The organism is Halobacillus ihumii, from assembly GCF_902726645.1.
In the GTDB taxonomy this organism is placed as follows: domain Bacteria; phylum Bacillota; class Bacilli; order Bacillales; family Halobacillaceae; genus Halobacillus_A; species Halobacillus_A ihumii.
In genome coordinates this window covers 1,128,207-1,147,916 of record NZ_CACVAO010000001.1, presented here as the reverse complement: position 1 = coordinate 1,147,916, position 19,710 = coordinate 1,128,207, and the positions used below count along the sequence as shown (strand labels likewise).

General features: G+C 42.7%; 18 protein-coding genes. 15 read left to right on the top strand and 3 right to left on the bottom strand.

The window, feature by feature from the left end; genetic code table 11:
• Positions 1 to 77: 77 nt before the first annotated feature.
• Both G6R08_RS05815 and rbsK read right to left on the bottom strand, forming a co-directional pair.
• On the bottom strand, positions 78 to 1,001 hold the full coding sequence (locus G6R08_RS05815) for a nucleoside hydrolase (RefSeq protein ID WP_163527116.1): 924 nt from the start codon (positions 999 to 1,001) through the stop codon (positions 78 to 80).
• Between the two features lie 44 nt (positions 1,002 to 1,045).
• Positions 1,046 to 1,981: a ribokinase gene (gene rbsK / locus G6R08_RS05810; protein ID WP_163527115.1), complete on the bottom strand. Its 936-nt coding sequence runs from the start codon at positions 1,979 to 1,981 to the stop codon at positions 1,046 to 1,048.
• A 454-nt stretch (positions 1,982 to 2,435) separates the two neighbouring features.
• On the opposite strand from rbsK, the gene G6R08_RS05805 reads away from it, so the two are divergent.
• The 5 genes from G6R08_RS05805 to G6R08_RS05785 are packed head-to-tail and all read left to right on the top strand — an operon-like array spanning position 2,436 to position 6,996.
• Positions 2,436 to 3,656 carry an ABC transporter substrate-binding protein gene (locus tag G6R08_RS05805; protein WP_163527114.1) on the top strand — a complete coding sequence of 407 codons (1,221 nt, stop codon included), beginning with the start codon at positions 2,436 to 2,438 and terminating at the stop codon, positions 3,654 to 3,656.
• A 27-nt stretch (positions 3,657 to 3,683) separates the two neighbouring features.
• The gene (locus G6R08_RS05800) at positions 3,684 to 4,556 is read left to right on the top strand and encodes a branched-chain amino acid ABC transporter permease (RefSeq protein ID WP_163527113.1); all 873 of its coding nucleotides are present in this window, start codon (positions 3,684 to 3,686) and stop codon (positions 4,554 to 4,556) included.
• On the top strand, positions 4,553 to 5,533 hold the full coding sequence (locus tag G6R08_RS05795) for a branched-chain amino acid ABC transporter permease (protein ID WP_240339652.1): 981 nt from the start codon (positions 4,553 to 4,555) through the stop codon (positions 5,531 to 5,533). Before G6R08_RS05800 ends, G6R08_RS05795 begins: the two co-directional genes overlap by 4 nt.
• Positions 5,534 to 5,548: 15 nt before the next feature.
• Positions 5,549 to 6,304: an ABC transporter ATP-binding protein gene (locus G6R08_RS05790; protein WP_163527111.1), complete on the top strand. Its 756-nt coding sequence runs from the start codon at positions 5,549 to 5,551 to the stop codon at positions 6,302 to 6,304.
• Positions 6,304 to 6,996, top strand: a complete 693-nt coding sequence (locus G6R08_RS05785; protein WP_163527110.1) for an ABC transporter ATP-binding protein — start codon at positions 6,304 to 6,306, stop codon at positions 6,994 to 6,996. The genes G6R08_RS05790 and G6R08_RS05785 overlap by 1 nt, the downstream gene beginning before the upstream one ends.
• 102 nt (positions 6,997 to 7,098) lie before the next feature.
• Here the strand turns inward: G6R08_RS05785 and G6R08_RS05780 are convergent, their stop codons facing one another.
• A complete protein-coding gene (locus G6R08_RS05780; protein ID WP_163527109.1) occupies positions 7,099 to 7,278 on the bottom strand; it encodes a hypothetical protein in 180 nt (59 codons plus the stop codon).
• 244 nt (positions 7,279 to 7,522) lie between these two features.
• On the opposite strand from G6R08_RS05780, the gene G6R08_RS05775 reads away from it, so the two are divergent.
• The 10 genes from G6R08_RS05775 to G6R08_RS05730 all read left to right on the top strand — a co-directional run bounded on the left by G6R08_RS05775 (position 7,523) and on the right by G6R08_RS05730 (position 19,525).
• Positions 7,523 to 8,212 carry a response regulator transcription factor gene (locus G6R08_RS05775; protein ID WP_163527108.1) on the top strand — a complete coding sequence of 230 codons (690 nt, stop codon included), beginning with the start codon at positions 7,523 to 7,525 and terminating at the stop codon, positions 8,210 to 8,212.
• Between the two features lies 1 nt (position 8,213).
• Positions 8,214 to 9,218, top strand: coding sequence for a sensor histidine kinase (locus G6R08_RS05770; protein ID WP_163531137.1), 1,005 nt, complete (start codon positions 8,214 to 8,216; stop codon positions 9,216 to 9,218).
• Positions 9,219 to 9,340: 122 nt separating this feature from the next.
• On the top strand, positions 9,341 to 10,024 hold the full coding sequence (locus G6R08_RS05765) for an ABC transporter ATP-binding protein (RefSeq protein ID WP_163527107.1): 684 nt from the start codon (positions 9,341 to 9,343) through the stop codon (positions 10,022 to 10,024).
• Positions 10,021 to 12,600 carry an ABC transporter permease gene (locus tag G6R08_RS05760; RefSeq protein ID WP_163527106.1) on the top strand — a complete coding sequence of 860 codons (2,580 nt, stop codon included), beginning with the start codon at positions 10,021 to 10,023 and terminating at the stop codon, positions 12,598 to 12,600. The genes G6R08_RS05765 and G6R08_RS05760 overlap by 4 nt, the downstream gene beginning before the upstream one ends.
• Before the next feature lie 418 nt (positions 12,601 to 13,018).
• The gene (locus G6R08_RS05755) at positions 13,019 to 13,936 is read left to right on the top strand and encodes a proline dehydrogenase family protein (RefSeq protein ID WP_163527105.1); all 918 of its coding nucleotides are present in this window, start codon (positions 13,019 to 13,021) and stop codon (positions 13,934 to 13,936) included.
• A 19-nt stretch (positions 13,937 to 13,955) separates the two neighbouring features.
• The gene (gene pruA, locus G6R08_RS05750; protein ID WP_163527104.1) at positions 13,956 to 15,503 is read left to right on the top strand and encodes an L-glutamate gamma-semialdehyde dehydrogenase; all 1,548 of its coding nucleotides are present in this window, start codon (positions 13,956 to 13,958) and stop codon (positions 15,501 to 15,503) included.
• 96 nt (positions 15,504 to 15,599) lie between these two features.
• The gene (locus G6R08_RS05745; protein ID WP_163527103.1) at positions 15,600 to 15,920 is read left to right on the top strand and encodes a hypothetical protein; all 321 of its coding nucleotides are present in this window, start codon (positions 15,600 to 15,602) and stop codon (positions 15,918 to 15,920) included.
• A 61-nt stretch (positions 15,921 to 15,981) separates the two neighbouring features.
• Positions 15,982 to 17,244 carry a PucR family transcriptional regulator gene (locus tag G6R08_RS05740; RefSeq protein WP_163527102.1) on the top strand — a complete coding sequence of 421 codons (1,263 nt, stop codon included), beginning with the start codon at positions 15,982 to 15,984 and terminating at the stop codon, positions 17,242 to 17,244.
• 115 nt (positions 17,245 to 17,359) lie between these two features.
• On the top strand, positions 17,360 to 18,967 hold the full coding sequence (locus tag G6R08_RS05735; protein WP_163527101.1) for an aryl-sulfate sulfotransferase: 1,608 nt from the start codon (positions 17,360 to 17,362) through the stop codon (positions 18,965 to 18,967).
• Positions 18,968 to 19,060: 93 nt separating this feature from the next.
• Positions 19,061 to 19,525, top strand: a complete 465-nt coding sequence (locus G6R08_RS05730; RefSeq protein ID WP_163527100.1) for a hypothetical protein — start codon at positions 19,061 to 19,063, stop codon at positions 19,523 to 19,525.
• Positions 19,526 to 19,710 lie beyond the last annotated feature (185 nt).

Here is a 19,710-nt window from a genome sequence, read left to right as displayed (position 1 = left end):
TTATAATTAATTTAGTTTTGTCCTAGATTATTCTTTTTGTTTCTGGATTGAACAAAAAGCTAGTTCATAGACCAGGATTACACAATTCTGTTTAAAAAGTGTGAAACGAAACGGTCCACATCAATGTTGAGGCAAACCTCAACATTCTTATTTTTCTGCGCGACTTCGTGGGTATTTCCTAAAGCTTCTCCTCGTTCTACATTCACCCCTACATGCATTGGGGTTGTTTTGACAAAGGAAGGATCGATCACAACTCCCACTGCCAGCGGATCATGCAGGGCACAGCCGCCTAATTCAGGGTCAAACTGATGATAGGCATCCATATAGAAGTTACAAATCGTTTGTAAAAAGTCGCTGTAATCGGATCTAACATCCCCCCATTGTTGAACGTCTTCAACACGTAATAAGGTTTGCATCGTCACATCAAGCCCTACAAGCGTCACAGGCACACCTGATTCAAAGACAATGGAAGCTGCCTCTGGATCTGCGTAAATATTTGCTTCAGCGTTTGGGGTTACGTTCCCAGGCACCGTGACGGCTCCACCCATAATCACGACTCGCTTGGCTAGACGTACAATCTCCGGCTTCTTCTGAATTGCCAATGCCATATTAGTCTGAGGACCAACAGCAATCACGGTAATCTGACCTGGGTATTCTTCCATTTTTTCAATGATGAAGTCCGCCGCTTCGGACGAATATGGTATCCGTTTAGAGAGGGGGAGGCCGCTATTTCCAAGGCCATCCTCTCCGTGAATGCGGGTTGACTTTTCTTTAATATGCTGACCCGATATCGGCTCATTCGCTCCAGGAATAACGGGGATGTTGTCATCGGCATCCAGCACATCAAGAACTTGAAGCGTGTTGCGGGTCGCTTCCTTTTGTGAAACATTTCCAAAGCCAGTGGTGATTCCTAACACATTTAATTCAGAGGAGTGGACGGCATAGGCAATGGCCAGCGCATCATCAATCCCTGTATCGACATCTAATATAACGTGTTCCATGTAGACTGCTCTCCCTTTTTAAAAAAATGATGACCCTCTTTAGTTTAAGATTCTGAATCAGAAAAATCCGCTTCGAAGGCTTCCACTTCTTCCTTCCTAGGCATGCCTCCTTGAGCTCCAAACTTTGTAACCGCCAAAGCAGATACTTTACTGGCAAAACGGACTGCTTCTTCAAGAGACATGTTCCTCCCAAGTGCATAGCTGAGACCGGCATTATAGGCATCTCCTGCACCAGTGGTGTCGACAACTGGAACTTTATATCCAGCAATCGTGTGGATCGATGAGCTGTGATCCATATAGGCAGATCCTTTTTCTCCCAGTGTCGTAATTACGTTTTTTACACCAAGATCCTGCATCGCTTTCATGGATTGCTCCAAGGTAAATGACTCCAGGTCTTTATCGGATAAAATGCCTAGCTCTGAGTGGTTTGGAGTTATATAATCTACCTTCTGCAATAAGGATTCAGGTAAACGCTGGGCAGGGGCAGGATTTAACACCACAGTCTTCTCGTGCTGTTTGGCTAGTTGAGCGGCTGCAGTTACCGTGGAGATTGGGATTTCCAGCTGCAGCAGCACGACATCAGCCTCTTTGATGATCGCTTCGTAGTTATATAAATCCTCAGCCAGACAGGCGTCATTTGCGCCAGGAACCACTACAATGCGATTGTCTCCTTCACTTAACAAAATGGAAGCAATTCCTGTTGGATGTTCATGTACTCGCTTAATATGACTTGTATTAACACCGCTGCTTTCCAGAGATTGCAGCAAATTCGTGCCAAATTGGTCATTCCCGATTGTACCGAGCATCGTCGTGTGAGCTCCGAGTTTGGCTAATGCTGCAGCTTGATTGGCCCCTTTTCCACCGGGGATAAAATTTGCCCCGTTCCCCATGAGCGTTTCACCTGCTGATGGGGCTCGATCGGCTTCGATGACAATGTCCATGTTCAAGCTTCCGACAACGACAATAGTTGGTTCTTTCATGATTAAACCTCCCCTTATTCATTCTTCACTTACTTCGTTTTGGCTTCAGTATTTCATCGCTCTTATTTTAAATTACCACCACCATGATTTCATAACAACTGACCTCTACAACTGATATTTTAGGTTACCACTTAAGTAGTAACCTATGTATTTTTAGATTACCTGAACTATTTCGGACAGTCAAATAAGGGAGCCCAGTACCTATTTAATTATGTTAGGTAAACGAAAGTAAAAGATAACATGCTATAAAATCTTGTTATTACCTGTAAAGTACGACAATGAAGCATTTTATTGTCATTTTTATATCATGTTTTTTAGACGAAGGTTAAATAAAATGTTGTAATTTTCAGAAGATTACTATACGATATAAGTAACATTTTAAGGAGGAGGAAAGTATGATCTTTTGAAAGCGTTTTCTGGTTCTTTTTGAGTCTGAATGATAAGGGGGAAAATCATGAAGAAATCTGTTGTGATGTCACTTTGTGCGGTTGCTTTGCTTTTGATGTTATCTGCTTGCGGAAATAGTGCGATGAACCAGGCGGGAGAGTCTGATGAAGGAGAAGCTAATGGATCGTCTTCGGATGACACCATTAAAATTGGTGCAATCCTGCCGTTTTCAGGTGTGTATGCTTCTCTTGGAAAAGATTTGTCTGCTGGAATGAAGTTGTATTTTGAGAGTGTGGACTGGAATGCTGGCGGTAAAAAGATTGAGTTGATCGAAGAGGATACGGCTGCAGATCCTCAGGAAGCCTTGCGCCGTACGAGAAAACTAATGGACCAGGACCAAGTTGATTTATTAACCGGTGCGATTAGTACGGCTGTTGCTTATGCGATTCGAGATGAAGTGGATTCCAATCAGCTGCCATACCTGGCTTCACATTCTGGCGGTAATGATTTAACGAGAGGGGAGAGAAGCGACTATATATGGCGTTCCTCTTTTTCTTCGTGGCAAATCGGTAACTCTATGGGACAGTGGGCGTACGAAAACGTCGGGGATCAAATTTATGTGGCGGCTGCAGATTATGCATTTGGGAAAGAAGTATCCGCAGCCTTTATGGAAGCCTATAAAGCTGCAGGCGGCGAAATTGTCGGAGAAGTTTACCCCCCGCTAGGAAATAATGATTACGCTTCCTATTTAACCACGATTGCTGATTCGGAAGCTGACGGTGTGTATGCTTTCTTCGCTGGAAGTGACGCGGTTCGTTTTGTTCAGCAGTTTGAAGAGTATGGGTTGAAAGAGAAATTTGATTTGCTTGGATCAGGCTGGCTAGTCTCTGAAGATTTAAGAAAATCCATTGGAAGCGCGGCAGAAGGGATTTATGCAGCAAGTTTCTGGGACTACAATTTAGAGAATGACCAAAACCAAAAGTTTGTTGAGGCTTATGAAGCAGCCTACGACCGACGTCCGACCGTAGAATCATTAGAAGGGTACGATGCAGCCCGTATTATCGTAGAAACGATTGAAGCTTTGGATGGAGATGTTTCAGATCCGGACAAAGTGATAGAGGCCATGTCAGCCGTTGAATTTAACAGCCCGCGTGGACCTTTTGCTTTTGACCAGGAAACCCATCATGTCATTCAAAACATGTACATTTTAGAAACGATTATGGAAAATGGACGGACGGAAAATAAAGTAATCGAAAAAATTGAACATGTACAGGATCCAGGAGAATAACAACAAGATAACTTGGAGGTGGACGAGATGGAGATTATCATAGCTCAACTCATCAATGGAGTGTCGTACGGGATGCTGTTGTTTGTTATCACATGTGGACTTGCTCTAGTCTTCGGCATATTAGGAGTTCTCAATTTGGCGCATGGTTCTTTATATATGATAGGATCTTACGTCGCTTATTCATTAACAACTACCTTTACACAAAGTTTCTGGACAGCCCTTATTGTGGCACCGCTAGCTGTCGCAGTGATTGCGCTCGTTATTGAGCGCACATTGCTGCGTGTCACTTATCAATTAGGGCATTTATCACAAGTTTTACTCACGTTCGGGTTGGCCTACGTGTTTCACGATCTTACTAAATGGATCTGGGGCTCCAATGTTCTGTCGATTCGTGTTCCGGACCTATTATCCGGATCTGTGACGATCGTTGGTCAAACTTTCCCGCTTTATCGGCTGGTGGTCATTGGTGTCGGGATATTCATTGCGGCAGGTCTTTGGTGGATTCAGAACAAAACGAGGTGGGGAGCGATCATCCGTGCCGGGTTAAGCGACCGCGAAATGATCGGAGCTCTTGGAGTGAATATTAACCTCGTGTTTACAACAATATTTGTACTTGGAGGAATTCTGGCCGGTTTCGGTGGAGTAGTTGCCTCTCCGATTTTAGGACTCTACCCTGATATGGAATTTCAAACATTGATTCTGGCTTTGATTGTGCTTGTGATCGGAGGGCTAGGTTCGATCGCGGGAACATTCACAGCAAGTGTACTTGTTGGTGTTCTGGAGACCTTTGGACGCTATCTATTCCCTGAATTAAGTATGTTTCTCATTTTTGGGCTTATGGCCATGATCCTCGTATGGCGTCCAAGCGGTCTATTAGGGAAGCAGGTGGTGGAAGGGTGAAAAACATTTATCTTCAATTTGCGGTTGTTCTGCTGCTTTTCGCTGCGGCTCCGTTTTTCATATCTTCGTTTCACATCACCTTGCTTACTGAAATTCTTATTCTGGCCATTTTCGCCTTAAGTTTAAATGTGATTGTCGGCTATACAGGGATGGTGTCATTAGGACATGCGGCTTTTTTTGGAACAGGAGCATATGCTGCTGGCATCATCGGCCAGCATGTTTCAGCTAATATGCTTTTTACTCTATTTGGAGCGATCATCGTTTCGGTTTTGCTTGCCGGGGTCATCGGCTTGTTTTGCATGAAGGTGAGTGGCTTCTATTTCCTCATGCTCACGCTGGCCTTTTCACAAATGGTGTACTCATTTGTTTATCAATCAACAGGGTTGACGGGAGGCTCTAATGGCTTATCGGGGATTCCAAGACCGACCCTGTTCGGCTGGGAAATTTCCAACATGGTCTGGCTGTTTTATGTGATTGCAGCCCTGTTCATGCTGCTTTATGCCGGTCTTCGTATCTTTGTAGGGTCCCCTTTTGGCAAAATATTAGTGGGGATAAGGGAAAATGAAACAAGACTGAAATCGATGGGGTATAACACAAGTATTTATAAATACATGGCTTTTGTCGTTTCCGGAGCGCTAGGCGGTGTTTCGGGGTCCCTCTATACGTACTTTAATGGGTTCATTGCCCCAAGTGATGTGTATTGGACAATGTCAGGAACTGTCCTGATCATGGTTCTAATCGGTGGATCCGGGACGATGATCGGTCCAGTTCTAGGAGCAGCCATGATCGTCCTGCTTGAAACAATTATTGCAAGCTATACGGATATGTGGATGTTGATTCTCGGTTCGATATTTATTCTGTTCGTGATCTTTTTCCCTTCTGGTATTTATGGAATCTGGCAGGATGTTCTTGGACGCTTTCAAAAACAAGGAAGTCCTTCAGAGGTCACCAAATTAAATAAAGAACGAGCTTCATAGAAAGGCAGGGATCAGATGAAAATACTAGAGGTAGAGGCGATCAATAAAAGCTTTGGAGGACTTGAAATTTTAAAAGAGGTTTCGTTCAACGTCAATCAAGGAGAAAGAATCGGCATAATCGGACCGAATGGAGCCGGTAAAACCACATTCTTCAATTTATTGACGGGCGACTTGAGACCATCAATGGGAATGATTTATTTTAATGGCAGCAATATTACAAAGGAACCAAACTATAAGCGGTCACGACGCGGCATTGTAAGAACGTTTCAAAAAAACAATTTACTTGATGAACTTTCGATTCTTGATAATCTATTACTCGTTTTGCAGCGGAAGCATGGATTAAAGCATACCTGGTTTCGAATACGGAAAGAGAAATACTACAAGTCTCTTTACGAGGAGGCAGAGGAACTGCTTGAGACGTGGGGGCTCTATGTGCAGCGCCATGGCAAGGTGAAGAATCTGTCATATGGGGAGCAAAGGCAAATTGAAATTATGCTCGGGATCGCCACAGATCCTTCTATATTGCTGCTGGATGAACCAACTGCTGGGATGTCGCAGTCAGAAACAGACTATATCGTGCAATTATTAGCAGAATTACCCAAAGAGTTAACGGTTATGATCATTGAACATGACTTAGAAGTGATCTTCGGTCTGGCTGAGCGGATGATTGTCCTGCACGATGGTCACGTACTGATTGATGATACACCAGAGGTTGTTCGTGCCAATCAACAGGTTAATGAAATTTATATTGGAAGCGAGGAGGTTGTTTAATGCTTCACGTTCAAGGCCTGAATGCTTACTATGGAGAAAGTCATATCCTGCATGGACTTTCATTAGAGGTTGAAAAAGGGAAAGTTTGTGCGATTCTTGGCAGAAATGGAATGGGGAAAACGACGACTGTCCATTCTATTATGGGTATGGTCGAGAAAAGGGAAGGAGTGGTCGAAATTAATGGCCACAACTTAATTTCAGAACAAAGCCATAATATTTCCAAGTTTGGCGTTGGCATCGTCCCCCAGGGAAGAAGAATTTTTTCCAACCTCACGGTAAAAGAAAACTTACTCACCACACATACTCGTGCTAATAATGGCTGGTCATTGGAGAAAATCTATGAACTATTTCCGCGCATCAAAGAACGACAGCATTCGATGGGGGGGAACCTGAGTGGAGGAGAACAGCAAATGCTCGCGATCGGCAGGGCCCTTTTGACCAATCCAAGTTTACTGCTTCTGGATGAACCGTCAGAAGGGTTGTCCCCGTTAATGGTCAGGGAAGTCAGTGAAATCATTCTGCGGTTAAAAGAAGAAGGACTGACCATGCTTCTCGTTGAACAAAACCTATCGATGGCTAAGAAGATAGCTGATTATATTTATATATTAAATAAGGGCGAAGTTGTTTTTAAAGGGGCTGCAGAATTGTTTGATGAAGAGATTCAAAGGAAACACCTTGCGCTTAGTTCATAGGTTTAAGTGAGAGATATACATTAATCAAATCATACTAGAACTGGTCCTGTACTTCGGGGCCAGTTTTTTAAAGGCTGAATAAGGGGGTCTTCCCTTATTCAGCTATTCCCACTCATTCATATCCTCAATATTCGTAAGAAAATGATCAACGATAGTAGAAAAAGGATAGATCGTATTATCAAATAAATATTCAATCTCGCCTTTTCCAGAAATCGGCTGGACGTTCTTGTTCTGTATAAAGCTTTTCGCCAATTCTAATGCCAGCAGTTTATCATTGTTCAAGTTATCCACCTCCAGTTTTACTCTATTCTCTTAGGAAATAGAATATGATTTGGAATTAATAGATTCCTTGGTTTTTCTAGCTAAGATAACTTTCTGTGCATAACCACACCATTTTGGTCTTCTATCATGCATGAAATAAATGCATCTCATTTAGTTGATCAGCTTATTTTGACCTGACCTTTCGTTTAAAATATGATAGAGGCACAATTTAGAGTAGAAAATAACCAATGATAGGGTGTTATCGATGAAAATACTATTGGTTGAAGATGATAAAACCATCGCATCCGGATTAGACTATTCTTTGCAAAACGACGGCTATGAGACCATCCTTTGTCATAATTATGAAGCTGCAGAAAAGGTGCTCAATAAGGATTTGGAACAGATAGACTTATGCTTATTTGATCTCTCCCTGCCTGATGGGAGCGGCTATGATTTGTGTGCATCTGTTAAAAAGCGAAGTGAGAAACCGGTGATTTTTCTAACGGCATTTGATGATGAGGTCAACGTCGTCATGGGGCTTGATATGGGGGCGGATGATTATATTTCGAAACCATTCCGTATCCGTGAACTGTTATCAAGAATCAAGTCGGTACTGCGTCGTTATAACAGGCACGTGCAGGCACAGCCGCGAAATACGATCGAAATTGAAAACATCGCAATCAATACATTAGAAGGTAAGGTGTATAAAGAAGGGGAAGAAGTGTTGGTGACGGCTCTGGAGTATCGGCTGCTGCTCATTTTTGCTAATCATATTGGTCAAGTGTTAACGAGAAGTCAATTATTCGAACGAATTTGGGATGTAGCGGGTGACTTTGTGAACGACAATACTTTAACTGTCTATATAAAACGGTTGCGCGAGAAACTTGAAGACAACCCGCAGAAACCAACGATCATCAAGACAGTTCGTGGACGGGGGTATAAGATCGGTGACTAGAATGCTCCGTAATCAAGAGATTCGACTCCTGCTGATAACCCTTTGTGTAATTAGTCTAATAGCGGCCGGGGCGGCGGCAGTGATGCTATCAGTTCAAGCAGCAATTTTCGTCATTATAACGGCTGTTTTGCTTATGAGTTGCAGCTTGTTTTATACAGCTTTGCGTTATAAGGAAATTGAAAAACTGTCCAATTATTTAAGGCGGATCAGCAGCGGTGATTATTCGTTAGATATTCGTGATAACCATGAGGGTGAGTTAAGTATTTTAAAGAACGATATGTACAAGGTTACTTTAATGCTTTCGGAACACAGTGCTCTTCTGCAACGTGACAAAGTAACACTAACGGGTGCCATTTCAGATATTTCTCATCAGTTGAAAACACCGCTCACTTCTATGATGGTTATGGCTGACTTATTAAGTGATCCTAACTTGAGTGAATCAAAGCGAGAAGAATTTACTCAGAATATCCGTGTTCAGTTAGAAAGGATCGAATGGCTCGTTACTTCCTTATTAAAACTGTCGAAAATAGATGCTGGCACGGCAACCTTTAAAAAAGAAAAAGTTTTCGTTAAAGACTTAATCAACAAAGCGGCTGAGCCTGTCAGGATTCCTATGGATATTAAACAACAGCAATTAACCATTACCGGGGAGGATACAGTGACTTTCCGCGGGGATTTTAACTGGACGGCTGAAGCCGTTCTCAACATTTTAAACAACTGTGTTGAGCATACAGGAGAGGGCGGGACTATACACGTTACCTATTCTGAAAACACTCTTTTCACCGAACTTACGATTAAGGATACTGGGAAAGGAATTCCGAAAGAAGATCTTCCGTATATATTCAAGCGATTTTATAAAGGGAAAAATGCAGAAGATGATAGTGTTGGCATTGGATTAGCGATGGCCTATAGTATTGTCACTAGTCAGAACGGTGATATTGAGGTGTGGAGCGAACAAGGCGAAGGAACACAATTTCAAATTAAGTTTTATAACCATGTGATCTAAAGGGGGTTGGTTTTCAACCGGTCTGATAAGCGCAGATGACTAAATTGTCACTTAAGAGTCACTTTAAAGTCATGATAGGCAGATATACTGAAGGCAACATCAAAATCATGGGGGTTTCACAAATGGGAATTTTACAAATAGAAAATCTGTCTAAAGTGTATGGAAAAGGAGAAACGGCTGTTAAGGCGCTTGATGATGTGTCTTTTTCGGTGGAAAAAGGCGAATTTGTCGTGATCGTTGGACCATCAGGATCGGGGAAATCGACCTTGCTTCATTTATTAGGTGGCGTGGATCGACCGACAAGCGGTAAGGTTTTAGTTGATAACACAGATATCTATGAGTTGGATGAAACACAGCTGGCGATTTTTAGACGGCGCCAGATTGGCTTGATTTATCAGTTTTATAACTTGATACCGATTTTGTCAGTCGAAGAAAATATTACTCTTCCGGTATTGTTGGATGACCACAAGGTGGATCAGAAACAGTTCCGGGATATTGTCAGTTTATTAGGTCTGGATAATCGGTTAGGCCATTTGCCGAATCAGCTCTCAGGCGGCCAGCAGCAGCGCGTATCGATCGGCCGTGCCTTGATCAGCAACCCAGCCATGATGCTTGCGGATGAGCCGACGGGTAACCTCGATAGTAAGAACAGCAGCGAAATCATGGAACTGCTGAAGATGTTTAACAAAACTTATAACCAAACACTCGTCGTAATTACGCATGATGAACGGATTGCTTTGCAGGCAGATCGGGTCATTTCCATTGAGGATGGCAAGATTGCCAAAGATGAGGTGATCCGTCCGTGAACATTGTCAATAAATTGACCGCCAGACACTTAAAGGAAAATAAAAGGAGAACGCTGGTGACGATTTTTGGTGTCATCATCTCCGTTGCTATGGTAACAGCCGTGGTAACGCTTGCGGTTTCTTTTTTAGATTTGATGAAAAGACAATCGATTGCCATGGATGGGGAATGGCATGTGAAGTATGAAAATGTAAGTCCCGAGCAAATCGAAGCGATTAAAAAAGATGAAGCGACTGACACCGTGGTGTTAGAAAACAATCTTGGCTATGCTTCTCTGCCAGATTCTGAAATGGAAAGTAAACCTTATTTATTTGTTAAAGCCTATAATGAACAGGGTTTCAATCAGTTCCCTATCAAATTAAGCGAGGGACATCTTCCAGAGAACAATAATGAAATCGTCATCTCAGAAGAAGTAGCTGAGAAGGATGGCATAGGATATAAGATTGGCGACCGTATAAAACTTGATCTAGGAAAACGTTATGCAGACGGGGAAAAAGCCTTTTTAACGCAAATGGATCCGCTGCAAACGGACCAGAACGGTTCCATCGAGTCCTTACAAATAGAAAAGACAAAAACCTACCGCATTGTGGGGATTATCGAACGGCCTACATGGGAACCTGCATGGGCCCCAGGTTATACAGCGTTAACCTATGTCAACCAAAGCCTTTTGTCACAACAAAACACCGGCAACGCCATTGTTGTGTTAAATGAGGTGACGCGTTCGCTTTATGAACATGCTGAGAAATTGGCAGAGCAACATCATATAGAGAGCGTCAGTTTTAACGATACATTGCTTCGATATTACGGCGTCTCTGATAATAACAATTTAAATCGGACGATGTATTCTTTGGCAGCCATTATTATAGCTATTATCATCATTGGCTCTGTCACTTTAATCTATAATGCTTTTGCAATCAGTGTTTCAGAACGAGCGAGACATCTTGGGATGCTTTCGAGTGTAGGAGCAACGAAAAAGCAAAAAAGGAACTCGGTCTTTTTTGAAGGTCTCATTATTGGAGTTATTAGTATTCCTATTGGTATCCTTGCCGGGTTGGCTGGGATGGCTGTTACTTTCTTTTCAATCAACAACTTTATCGAAGGGGCACTTGGGATTACTGAGCAGCTCCAAGTGGTCGTTACCCCTGTATCTATTTTGGCGGCCAGTGTGATTTCAATGGTGACGATCTTCGTTTCCACTTATATGCCAGCTCGGAAAGCATCAAAAGTTTCGGCCATCGATGCCATTCGCCAGACACAGGATATTAAATTATCAAAGAAGGCAGTCAAAACCTCTAAGCTCGTCAGAAAGATTTTCGGAATGGAAGCAGAAATCGGCTTGAAAAACTTAAAAAGGAATAAGAGGAGGTATCAGGCAACTGTCATTTCGCTCATTATCAGCATTATTCTGTTCTTAACTGTTTCCTTTTTCACCTCAAATATTGAAAAATCATTGGAGCTTTCTCAAACGGATATCAATTATGATATCCAAGTTACGGGCAATGCCACTTATGAAGCAGAGGACTACAGATCATTCACGAACCTTGCGAATGTCACAGAATCCAGTATTGTTAAACGAGCTCATTTATTTACTTGGATTGAAAAGTCAGCTGCGATTGAGAGGGTAAAAGAACAACTGGCCAAGAGTGATGTAAAAGGCGGAAAGTATCCTTACTTTGTTCCATTCTACGGGCTTGATGAGGAAAGCTTTCGCGAGTATGCTGAAAGGATTGGGGCAGATGCAGAAAAACTGCTTGAATCGAATGCTGCAATCGTTCTAAATCAGATAAGCTATCGTGAACCTGAATCGGGTAAATTTATCGAGACAGAAGCGATAAATTCGGAACAAGTTGATAAGCTCGAATTATATGCCATGGATTACAAAACAGAAGAAAAGCAATTTTTAAATACGGTAGAAATAGGTGTCTTAACTAAAGAAGTGCCAATGGGTATTAACTCGCCTGGATTAGGAGGAATAAGTGTCATTGTTTCTCATGAGACTTTTGACCAGTTCATCAAACAGCAAGGCGGAAGAGAAGTACAAACGTATTTGTACATGTACATGAACAGTTCAGATCCTATGAAAACCCAGGAGGCCCTAGAGGAAGCTAAGCCTTCCGATATGAACGTGTTCAACGTCTATCAGAACAGGGAGCGCAATCAACAGATGCTCTTGCTTATGTCGGTCTTCACCTATGGATTTATCGGGTTGATTTCCTTAATATCCATCGCGAACATTTTTAATACGATTTCTACAAGTATCTCGCTTAGAAAACGAGAATTTGCCATGTTGAAGTCAGTTGGGATGACGCCTAAAGGCTTTAACAAAATGATTAATTATGAGAGTATTTTCTATGGTTTAAAGGCCCTCCTCTACGGTCTCCCTATTAGTGTTGCGGTGATGGGCTTAATCTATTTATCAATCAGGAATACTTTTGCGTATGGATTCTCTTTACCTTGGATGAGCATGCTGTATGCGACTATAGCTATTTTTGTTATCGTTAGTTCAGCGATGTTTTATTCAAGTGTGAAGATTAAAAAGCAAAATATTATTGATGCGTTGAAACAGGAAAATATTTAATTTATGTAAGAAAGATGGGTCGCCGCCTCTCGGTTTGTACCCGTCTTTTTTTTTGCGTATGAAGTCCATAAATAAAGTGGTAAGTTTGTCCAGCCGAGTACTGAACGAAGCAACGTCATAACCCCTATCATTTTAGTAGTTTACGTTCTGAAATAGGGCCATATGTTAATCAGAAGCGCGAGAAGCAGCCCAACTTCGGTGAGGGTCTTATGTTTAGGTGAGATACGCGGCGGATAAACAGGGAGAGAACCAATTGTGTAATAATCATAAAACCATGGTGGAAAGATTGTGGTTTGTGCACGTTGTTAAAAGCAAGTCACAATCGTTATAATTTTCTTAACAGATGAAATTCAAAGATTTCATTGTTTGAATCCACATGGTGTCCATAGAAAGACACAGGTAAAGGAGTGTGGTCATCTTGGAAGCCATTAGTAAGAATTTTTTCTTATACCTTTCCAATAACAAAGTATTAGATCGTTTAGCGAAGCGGTTTGGAACGAGATTTGGGGCTGACAAGATTGTAGGCGGAGAAACATTCTCCCAGGCAATTCCATTGATTAAACAGCTGAACCATGATGGATTGCACGTTACGGTTGACCACCTTGGGGAATTTGTCGATTCAGAGGCCGAATCAAGAAAGCGCTCTCAAGAGTGTATCGAAACCATTCAGGCGATTGCTCATCACCAGTTGAATTCAGAGATATCACTGAAACTGACGTCGCTGGGGCTTGATTTAAACAAGGAGCTCGTCATGGAAAACATGGAGCGAATTTTGCAGGAGGCCGAACGTCATGATATTACAGTGACGATCGATATGGAGGATTCCTCTCGATGTGGGGAAACCCTTGAGATTTACAAAGCATTAAAAGAGAAATATCACAACTTGGGGACGGTCATTCAGGCTTATCTTTATCGTTCCAATGAGGATGTTGATGAGCTGCATGCTTACGACCCTTATTTAAGGCTAGTTAAAGGAGCTTATAAGGAATCGGGCAAAGTGGCTTTTGCAGATAAGCCGGAGGTCGATGCCAATTTAAAACGTCTCATTAAGAAAAATCTTTTAAATGGTCATTACACAGCCATAGCCAGCCATGATGATGCGATCATTAATTTTACTAAAGAATTAGTGAAAGAGCATGGCATTTCTACGGATCAGTTTGAGTTTCAGATGTTGTATGGAATGAGAAACCAAACGCAGTATGATCTGTTGAAGGAAGGCTATAAAGTAAGAGTGTATATGCCTTATGGCGATGATTGGTATGGATACTTTATGAGACGGCTAGCTGAAAGACCTGCGAATATCGCTTTTGCGATTAAAGGAATATTTAGTAAATAATCGAGAGGAGAATTTTGTTATGGTCACACCTTATAAACACGAACCATTCACAGATTTTACAATTGAGGAAAATAAAAAAGCCTTTGAAGAGGCGTTGAAAAAAGTAAAAGATGAACTAGGGCAGAAGCATGATTTGCTTGTAAACGGAGAACGAATCCGAACTGATGAACAAATCGTTTCTACTAACCCAGCGAACACGAAGCAAGTGGTTGGTACTGTATCTAAAGCCAATTCAGAGATTGCTGAAAAAGCTGTTCAATCGGCTGCTACAGCATTCGAAGACTGGAGAAAGTGGAGTGAGCGTGCGCGTGCAGAGTTGTTATTCCGTGCAGCTAGCATTATTCGCCGTCGTAAGCACGAATTCTCTGCCTATCTTGTTTATGAAGTCGGTAAACCTTGGAAAGAAGCGGATGCAGATACAGCTGAAGCAATTGATTTCCTTGAATATTATGGTCGGCAAATGCTCGAATTAAAAGATGGCAAGCCAGTTGAAAGCCGTCCAGGAGAGCAAAACCGCTACATTTACACATCTACAGGTGTAGCCGTCGTCATTCCACCTTGGAACTTGGCTTTTGCAATCATGGCAGGTACAGCGGTTGCGCCGCTTGTTACAGGAAGCACCGTTGTACTGAAACCGGCTAGTAACAGTCCGGTCATTGCTGCGAAATTCGTAGAAGTGCTTGAAGAAGCAGGTCTTCCGAAAGGCGTCTTGAATTATGTACCAGGAAGCGGCGGTGAAGTAGGTGACTATCTAGTTGATCATCCAAAAACAGCTCTTATTTCCTTCACTGGTTCACGCGATGTCGGTACACGCATCATCAAGCGTGCCGCTGAAATTCAAGAAGGCCAAAATCACTTAAAGCAAGTTATCGCTGAAATGGGCGGTAAAGACACGGTGGTTGTGGATAGCAGCGCCAATCTAGAAACAGCTGCTGAAGCGATTATCGTATCAGCCTTCGGATTCTCCGGACAAAAATGTTCTTCCGGTTCACGCGCAGTCGTTCATGAAGATGTGTACGATGAGCTGCTTGATATGGTAGCGAAGCGTGCTAAAGAACTAACAGTCGGTAACGCTTCCGAAGACAACGTCTACATGGGACCTGTCGTTGATCAGGGTGCATATGACAAAGTGATGAGCTATATCGAAATCGGTAAAGAAGAAGGTCGCTTAGTCACTGGCGGTAAAGGTGATAATTCTAAAGGATACTTCATCGAGCCAACCATCTTTGCTGATCTGGCACCAGATTCCCGCATGCAGCAGGAAGAAATTTTTGGCCCAGTCGTTTGCTTCACGAAAGCGAAGGATTTTGACGAAGCCATTGAAATTGCCAACAATACCGAGTACGGCCTGACAGGTGCTGTTATTTCCGATAACCGCGACCACCTTGAAAAAGCGAAATACGATTTCCACGTTGGGAACCTGTACTTTAATCGTAACTGCACAGGCGCAATTGTTGGATATCAGCCATTCGGCGGATTCAAAATGTCCGGTACCGATTCTAAAGCCGGCGGTCCAGATTATCTTGCGCTTCACATGCAAGCGAAGACCATTTCAGAAAAATTCTAAGAATCTAGTTAGTGAAAAGCTCTCCCGAGTAGCGGGAGGGCTTTTTTTATTGTGAAATTTATTGATTAGTTGGGCTAGAGCGCCGGAAAAAGGGTGTTGAGCGCCGGAAAAAGGGTGCTGGGCGCCGGAAAAAGGGTGTTGAGCGCCGGAAAAAGGGTGCTGGGCGCCGGAAAAAGGGTGTTGAGCGCCGGAAAAAGGGTGCTGGGCGCCGGAAAAAGGGTGTTGAGCGCTGGAAAAAGGGTGCTGAGCGCCGGAAAAAGGGTGTTGAGCGCCGGAAAAAGGGTGCTGGGCGCCGGAAAAAGAGAGTTGGACGCCGATAAAAAGGGGCAAAGCGCTGAAAAATGGAGCCTTGCTGTCGATACAAGCTGGGGTCAACGAAAATGTTTCTCTTTCTCTTTCCAGTCTAACTCGCTATAATAGTGGGTAATAACGTGAGATATGTAGTAAAATCAGACTACTTGGAAAGGGTAGGGGTTATATGGAAGTAAAAGAATTGATCCTCCAGGTAGAGGATATTCATAAAGCCACTGAGCTGATCAGTTCGACATTGCGTAAGCCCGTCATTATAGAGAATAAGAATTTTGAATTGATTTCCTACAGTTCATCCATGGATGAGTTTGATCAATCCCTGCAGAAAACGATTCTTTCAAAAAAGTGCCCAATTTTCGTTATCGATCGTCTTAAAAAAGAAGGCATTGTTCAGCGCCTGGAGCAGCGACCTGATCCGATTCGTGTCCATCCGATTGAGGAGCTTGGATTTCATCAGCGGGTCGTGACGGCTGCCAAGCACATTGGTCATACGATGGGTTATATATGGGTACAGGAATCGGATCATCTTTTGACCGATGAGGAATTGACTCTTCTGGAAGAGGTTACTCCGCACCTTGGAAAGCTGATTTACGATGTGTATGAAAAGGTGAATGCGAAAGAGGGACGAAGAGAAGAGTTGATGTGGAAGCTGTTGCACCATGAATATGGGAGCGAGAGTCAGTTCCGCCATGATGCTTCTCTTGCTAAGCTGACATTGCCGGAACGCTTTTCGGTGGTGGTTTTTTCGGTAACGGCTGCTCAGCATAATTACATGTTGGATTATTTGGAGAAATCAGTTCACCAATCTCCCCATAAAAAGAACATTCATTATTTAAAAACGGAATTTCAAATGATTATGGTCCTTTACGGCAAGTCAGAAAGCAGGTTGTCTACACGAGATATGGCCAGGGAATTAATAGAAGAAGTTAAATCTGAGACCGGGGAAGAGGAATTTTACAATTTCCTGATTGGAGTTGGGAAAGAGTACACAACTCTTTATCAAATGAGAAAAAGTTTCCTTGAAGCCCTTGAAGTAATTGAGATTGCCAACTTCATTACGCCACGGCCTGAATCAATGCCGCGTGAGTTTACTAAACTCGGGATATACCGTTACTTAGCTACTCTCTATGAGAAAAATAGTTCGGAAGATTATTATAGTGATGATTTATTGACATTGATCCAGAATGATACAGCGAAGCAGACCGATTTGCTGCGGACACTTGAAGTCTATTTAGCCAATAACGGAAAAGGCAAGCAAACCGCTAATCAGTTGTTCATTCATCCCAACACGTTAAATTACCGAATAAAACAGATCCAGGAATTAACGGCCATTGACTTTAATGATTTTAATATGAAGACATACCTATACACGGAGTTGCTGCTGCTTAATAATGTAGAAGCCTATTATCAGCGGTATAGGGATGCACTGTGAATAAGAAGAATCTGTGCCTGCCATGGATTCTTTTTTTTGTTTAAAAAACAGCATGTTATGGGTAAAGAGAACTAGTGTGTGAATTAGAAGTACTAGAAAATGCAGAGGGAGTTTTATGATGAAGAAATGGTGGATTGGATTAGTTAGCATAACCGTGCTTGTTGGAGCCGGGCTCGTTTTTTTCCTAACCCGTGAGGACCAGCGAGAAGCAGAAGGAACGAGGACGGTCTCAGCAGACACAGAGTTAATTACAGAACAAGAATCGATCGAAGATGTGATCCAAACTACATATGAACAAAGAAATTACAATTTGCAGGACCCCTACGTTATTCCTAATCCTTATGGAATAGCCCCTTTGACAGCTCTTTTTAAGTTTGAAACAGCTGAACCTCTGCAAATAACGGTTACGGTAAAAGGAAAAGATACTGCTTCAACGATATCAAAGACGATTTCCGGTTATGAAACGAGCCATGAAATCCCTGTTCTCGGATTATATCCTGATTACGAAAATACGGTCATTCTCGAAGGAGAAAGCGAGGATGGGAACGTGGTCAAAAAAGAATTAACGATCAGCACTGAGCCGCTGCCAGAAGACTTTCTCAACACGGAACTTGTCAAGGCTGATAAGGAAAATATAGAAAACGGATTGACGTTCATTATTCCAAGCAGCATGTATGCGTACGCTGTTGATGCCAATGCTGATGTGCGCTGGTATTCCACATTGTACAACAGCCATATATTGAAAAGGATGGACAACAACCATCTTCTTTTTCTCACAAGGAAATCGGATAAATATAATCAGTTAGTCGAAATGAACATGATGGGACAAGTGTCTAATTCCTATGTCGTTGAGGTCAGTAACTATGAGGGGTGGGGAATTATTCACCACGATGCAGTGGAACTCCCGAACGGAAACTTACTGGCGACAGCGCATGACACTTCGCAATATATCGAGGATGAAATGATTGAAATTGACAGAGAAACAGGCGAGTTGGTCGACCAGCTGAACATGAGGAACATTCTTCCCGAAGACTTTTATGAGGAATATGACGGTCCATCAGCAGAAGATGGCGATTGGTTTCATCAAAATGCGATCTGGTATGACGAAGCAGAGGATGATATTCTCGTTTCAAGCCGCCATCAAAGTCTCGTTATGGAAATGAGTTATCCGGAAGGAAACATTGACTGGATTTTAGCCGCCCACGAAGGATGGCCAGAGGAGTATGAACAGTACTTACTTGAACCGATCGGAGAAGATTTCAAATTTCCCGGTGGTCCTCATGCCGTCATGATCCTCCCAGACCAGGATAATAATGAAGTGACGAAGGATATCCTGTTGTTTGATAACAATATCGCGATTACGAGAGGGAATGAGAGCGTAAGTGAGGAATATAGCCGTGGTGTTCAGTACCGTATCAATACAGAAGACATGACGGTGAAAGAAGTCTGGTCTTACGGCAAACAACGCGGCGAATCATTTTACTCAAGCATTGTCAGTGATGCGAATTACTTAAGCGAAACAGGTAACCGCCTGATCACAGCAGGTTATACGTATAGCGAGGAGGGAAACATGCGCAGTATTATCGTCGAAGTGACTGAGGACGACCCAGCCGAAGTGGTGTATGAGTTGAAAGTGACTGGATTTGAAGAAGGTAGTCACCGCCAGATTTACCGATCAGAGCGGATGCCCCTTTATCCTGAACAAGTGAATTTTGAACTGTAAGATGCAGGTTTACCTCCATCACCCTTGTACTAAATGTACAATGTTTCTGCATAGTTTAGTGGTATAAAGGTCATCACGGGGGTGGAGGCAGGCGTGCAGCAGAAGAAAAGCAAATTACCAGTCATCCTCATAGCAGCGGTAGTGGTCATCGGACTCGTGGTACTAGGGATATTTATGCTGCGGCAATCCCCGAGCGAGCAGGCGAGAGAAGCCGTAGAAACCTTTTACGACCATGAACAAAAGGGAGAATTCGCCTCATCCTGGCAGCTTTTTCACCCGCTTATGAAAGAAAAGTTTGCCAAAGGCCACTACATTCAGGACCGGGCCCATGTATTTATGAATCACTTTGGCGTGACCACATTTACGTATTCTTTAAGTGATATGAAAAAAATAGAAGGATGGTCGATGACGAAAGAAGCGGAACCAATCAATATTGTATATGCCACTACGGTTACTCAAACGTATAAAGGGAAATATGGGAACTTCTCACTGCATCAGGAGGTTTTTGCAGCAAAGGTGAAGGAAGAATGGAAGATTTTATGGGATTATAAGAAGTGATGGAAAGACTCTGAATGGCTGTAAGCTGTTTGGAGTCTTTTTGTGTTGTGGTAGTATCGTCTGCAGGTATTCCCGCTCGCGCAGAATTTCGGGGTTCGGCCCTGGGTAGCTATGATTCTTCCCAAACTCAAGGGGATTCGGACTTAAGTCGTCAGTATTCTCCCTTAACCTTCAATGATTCTCCC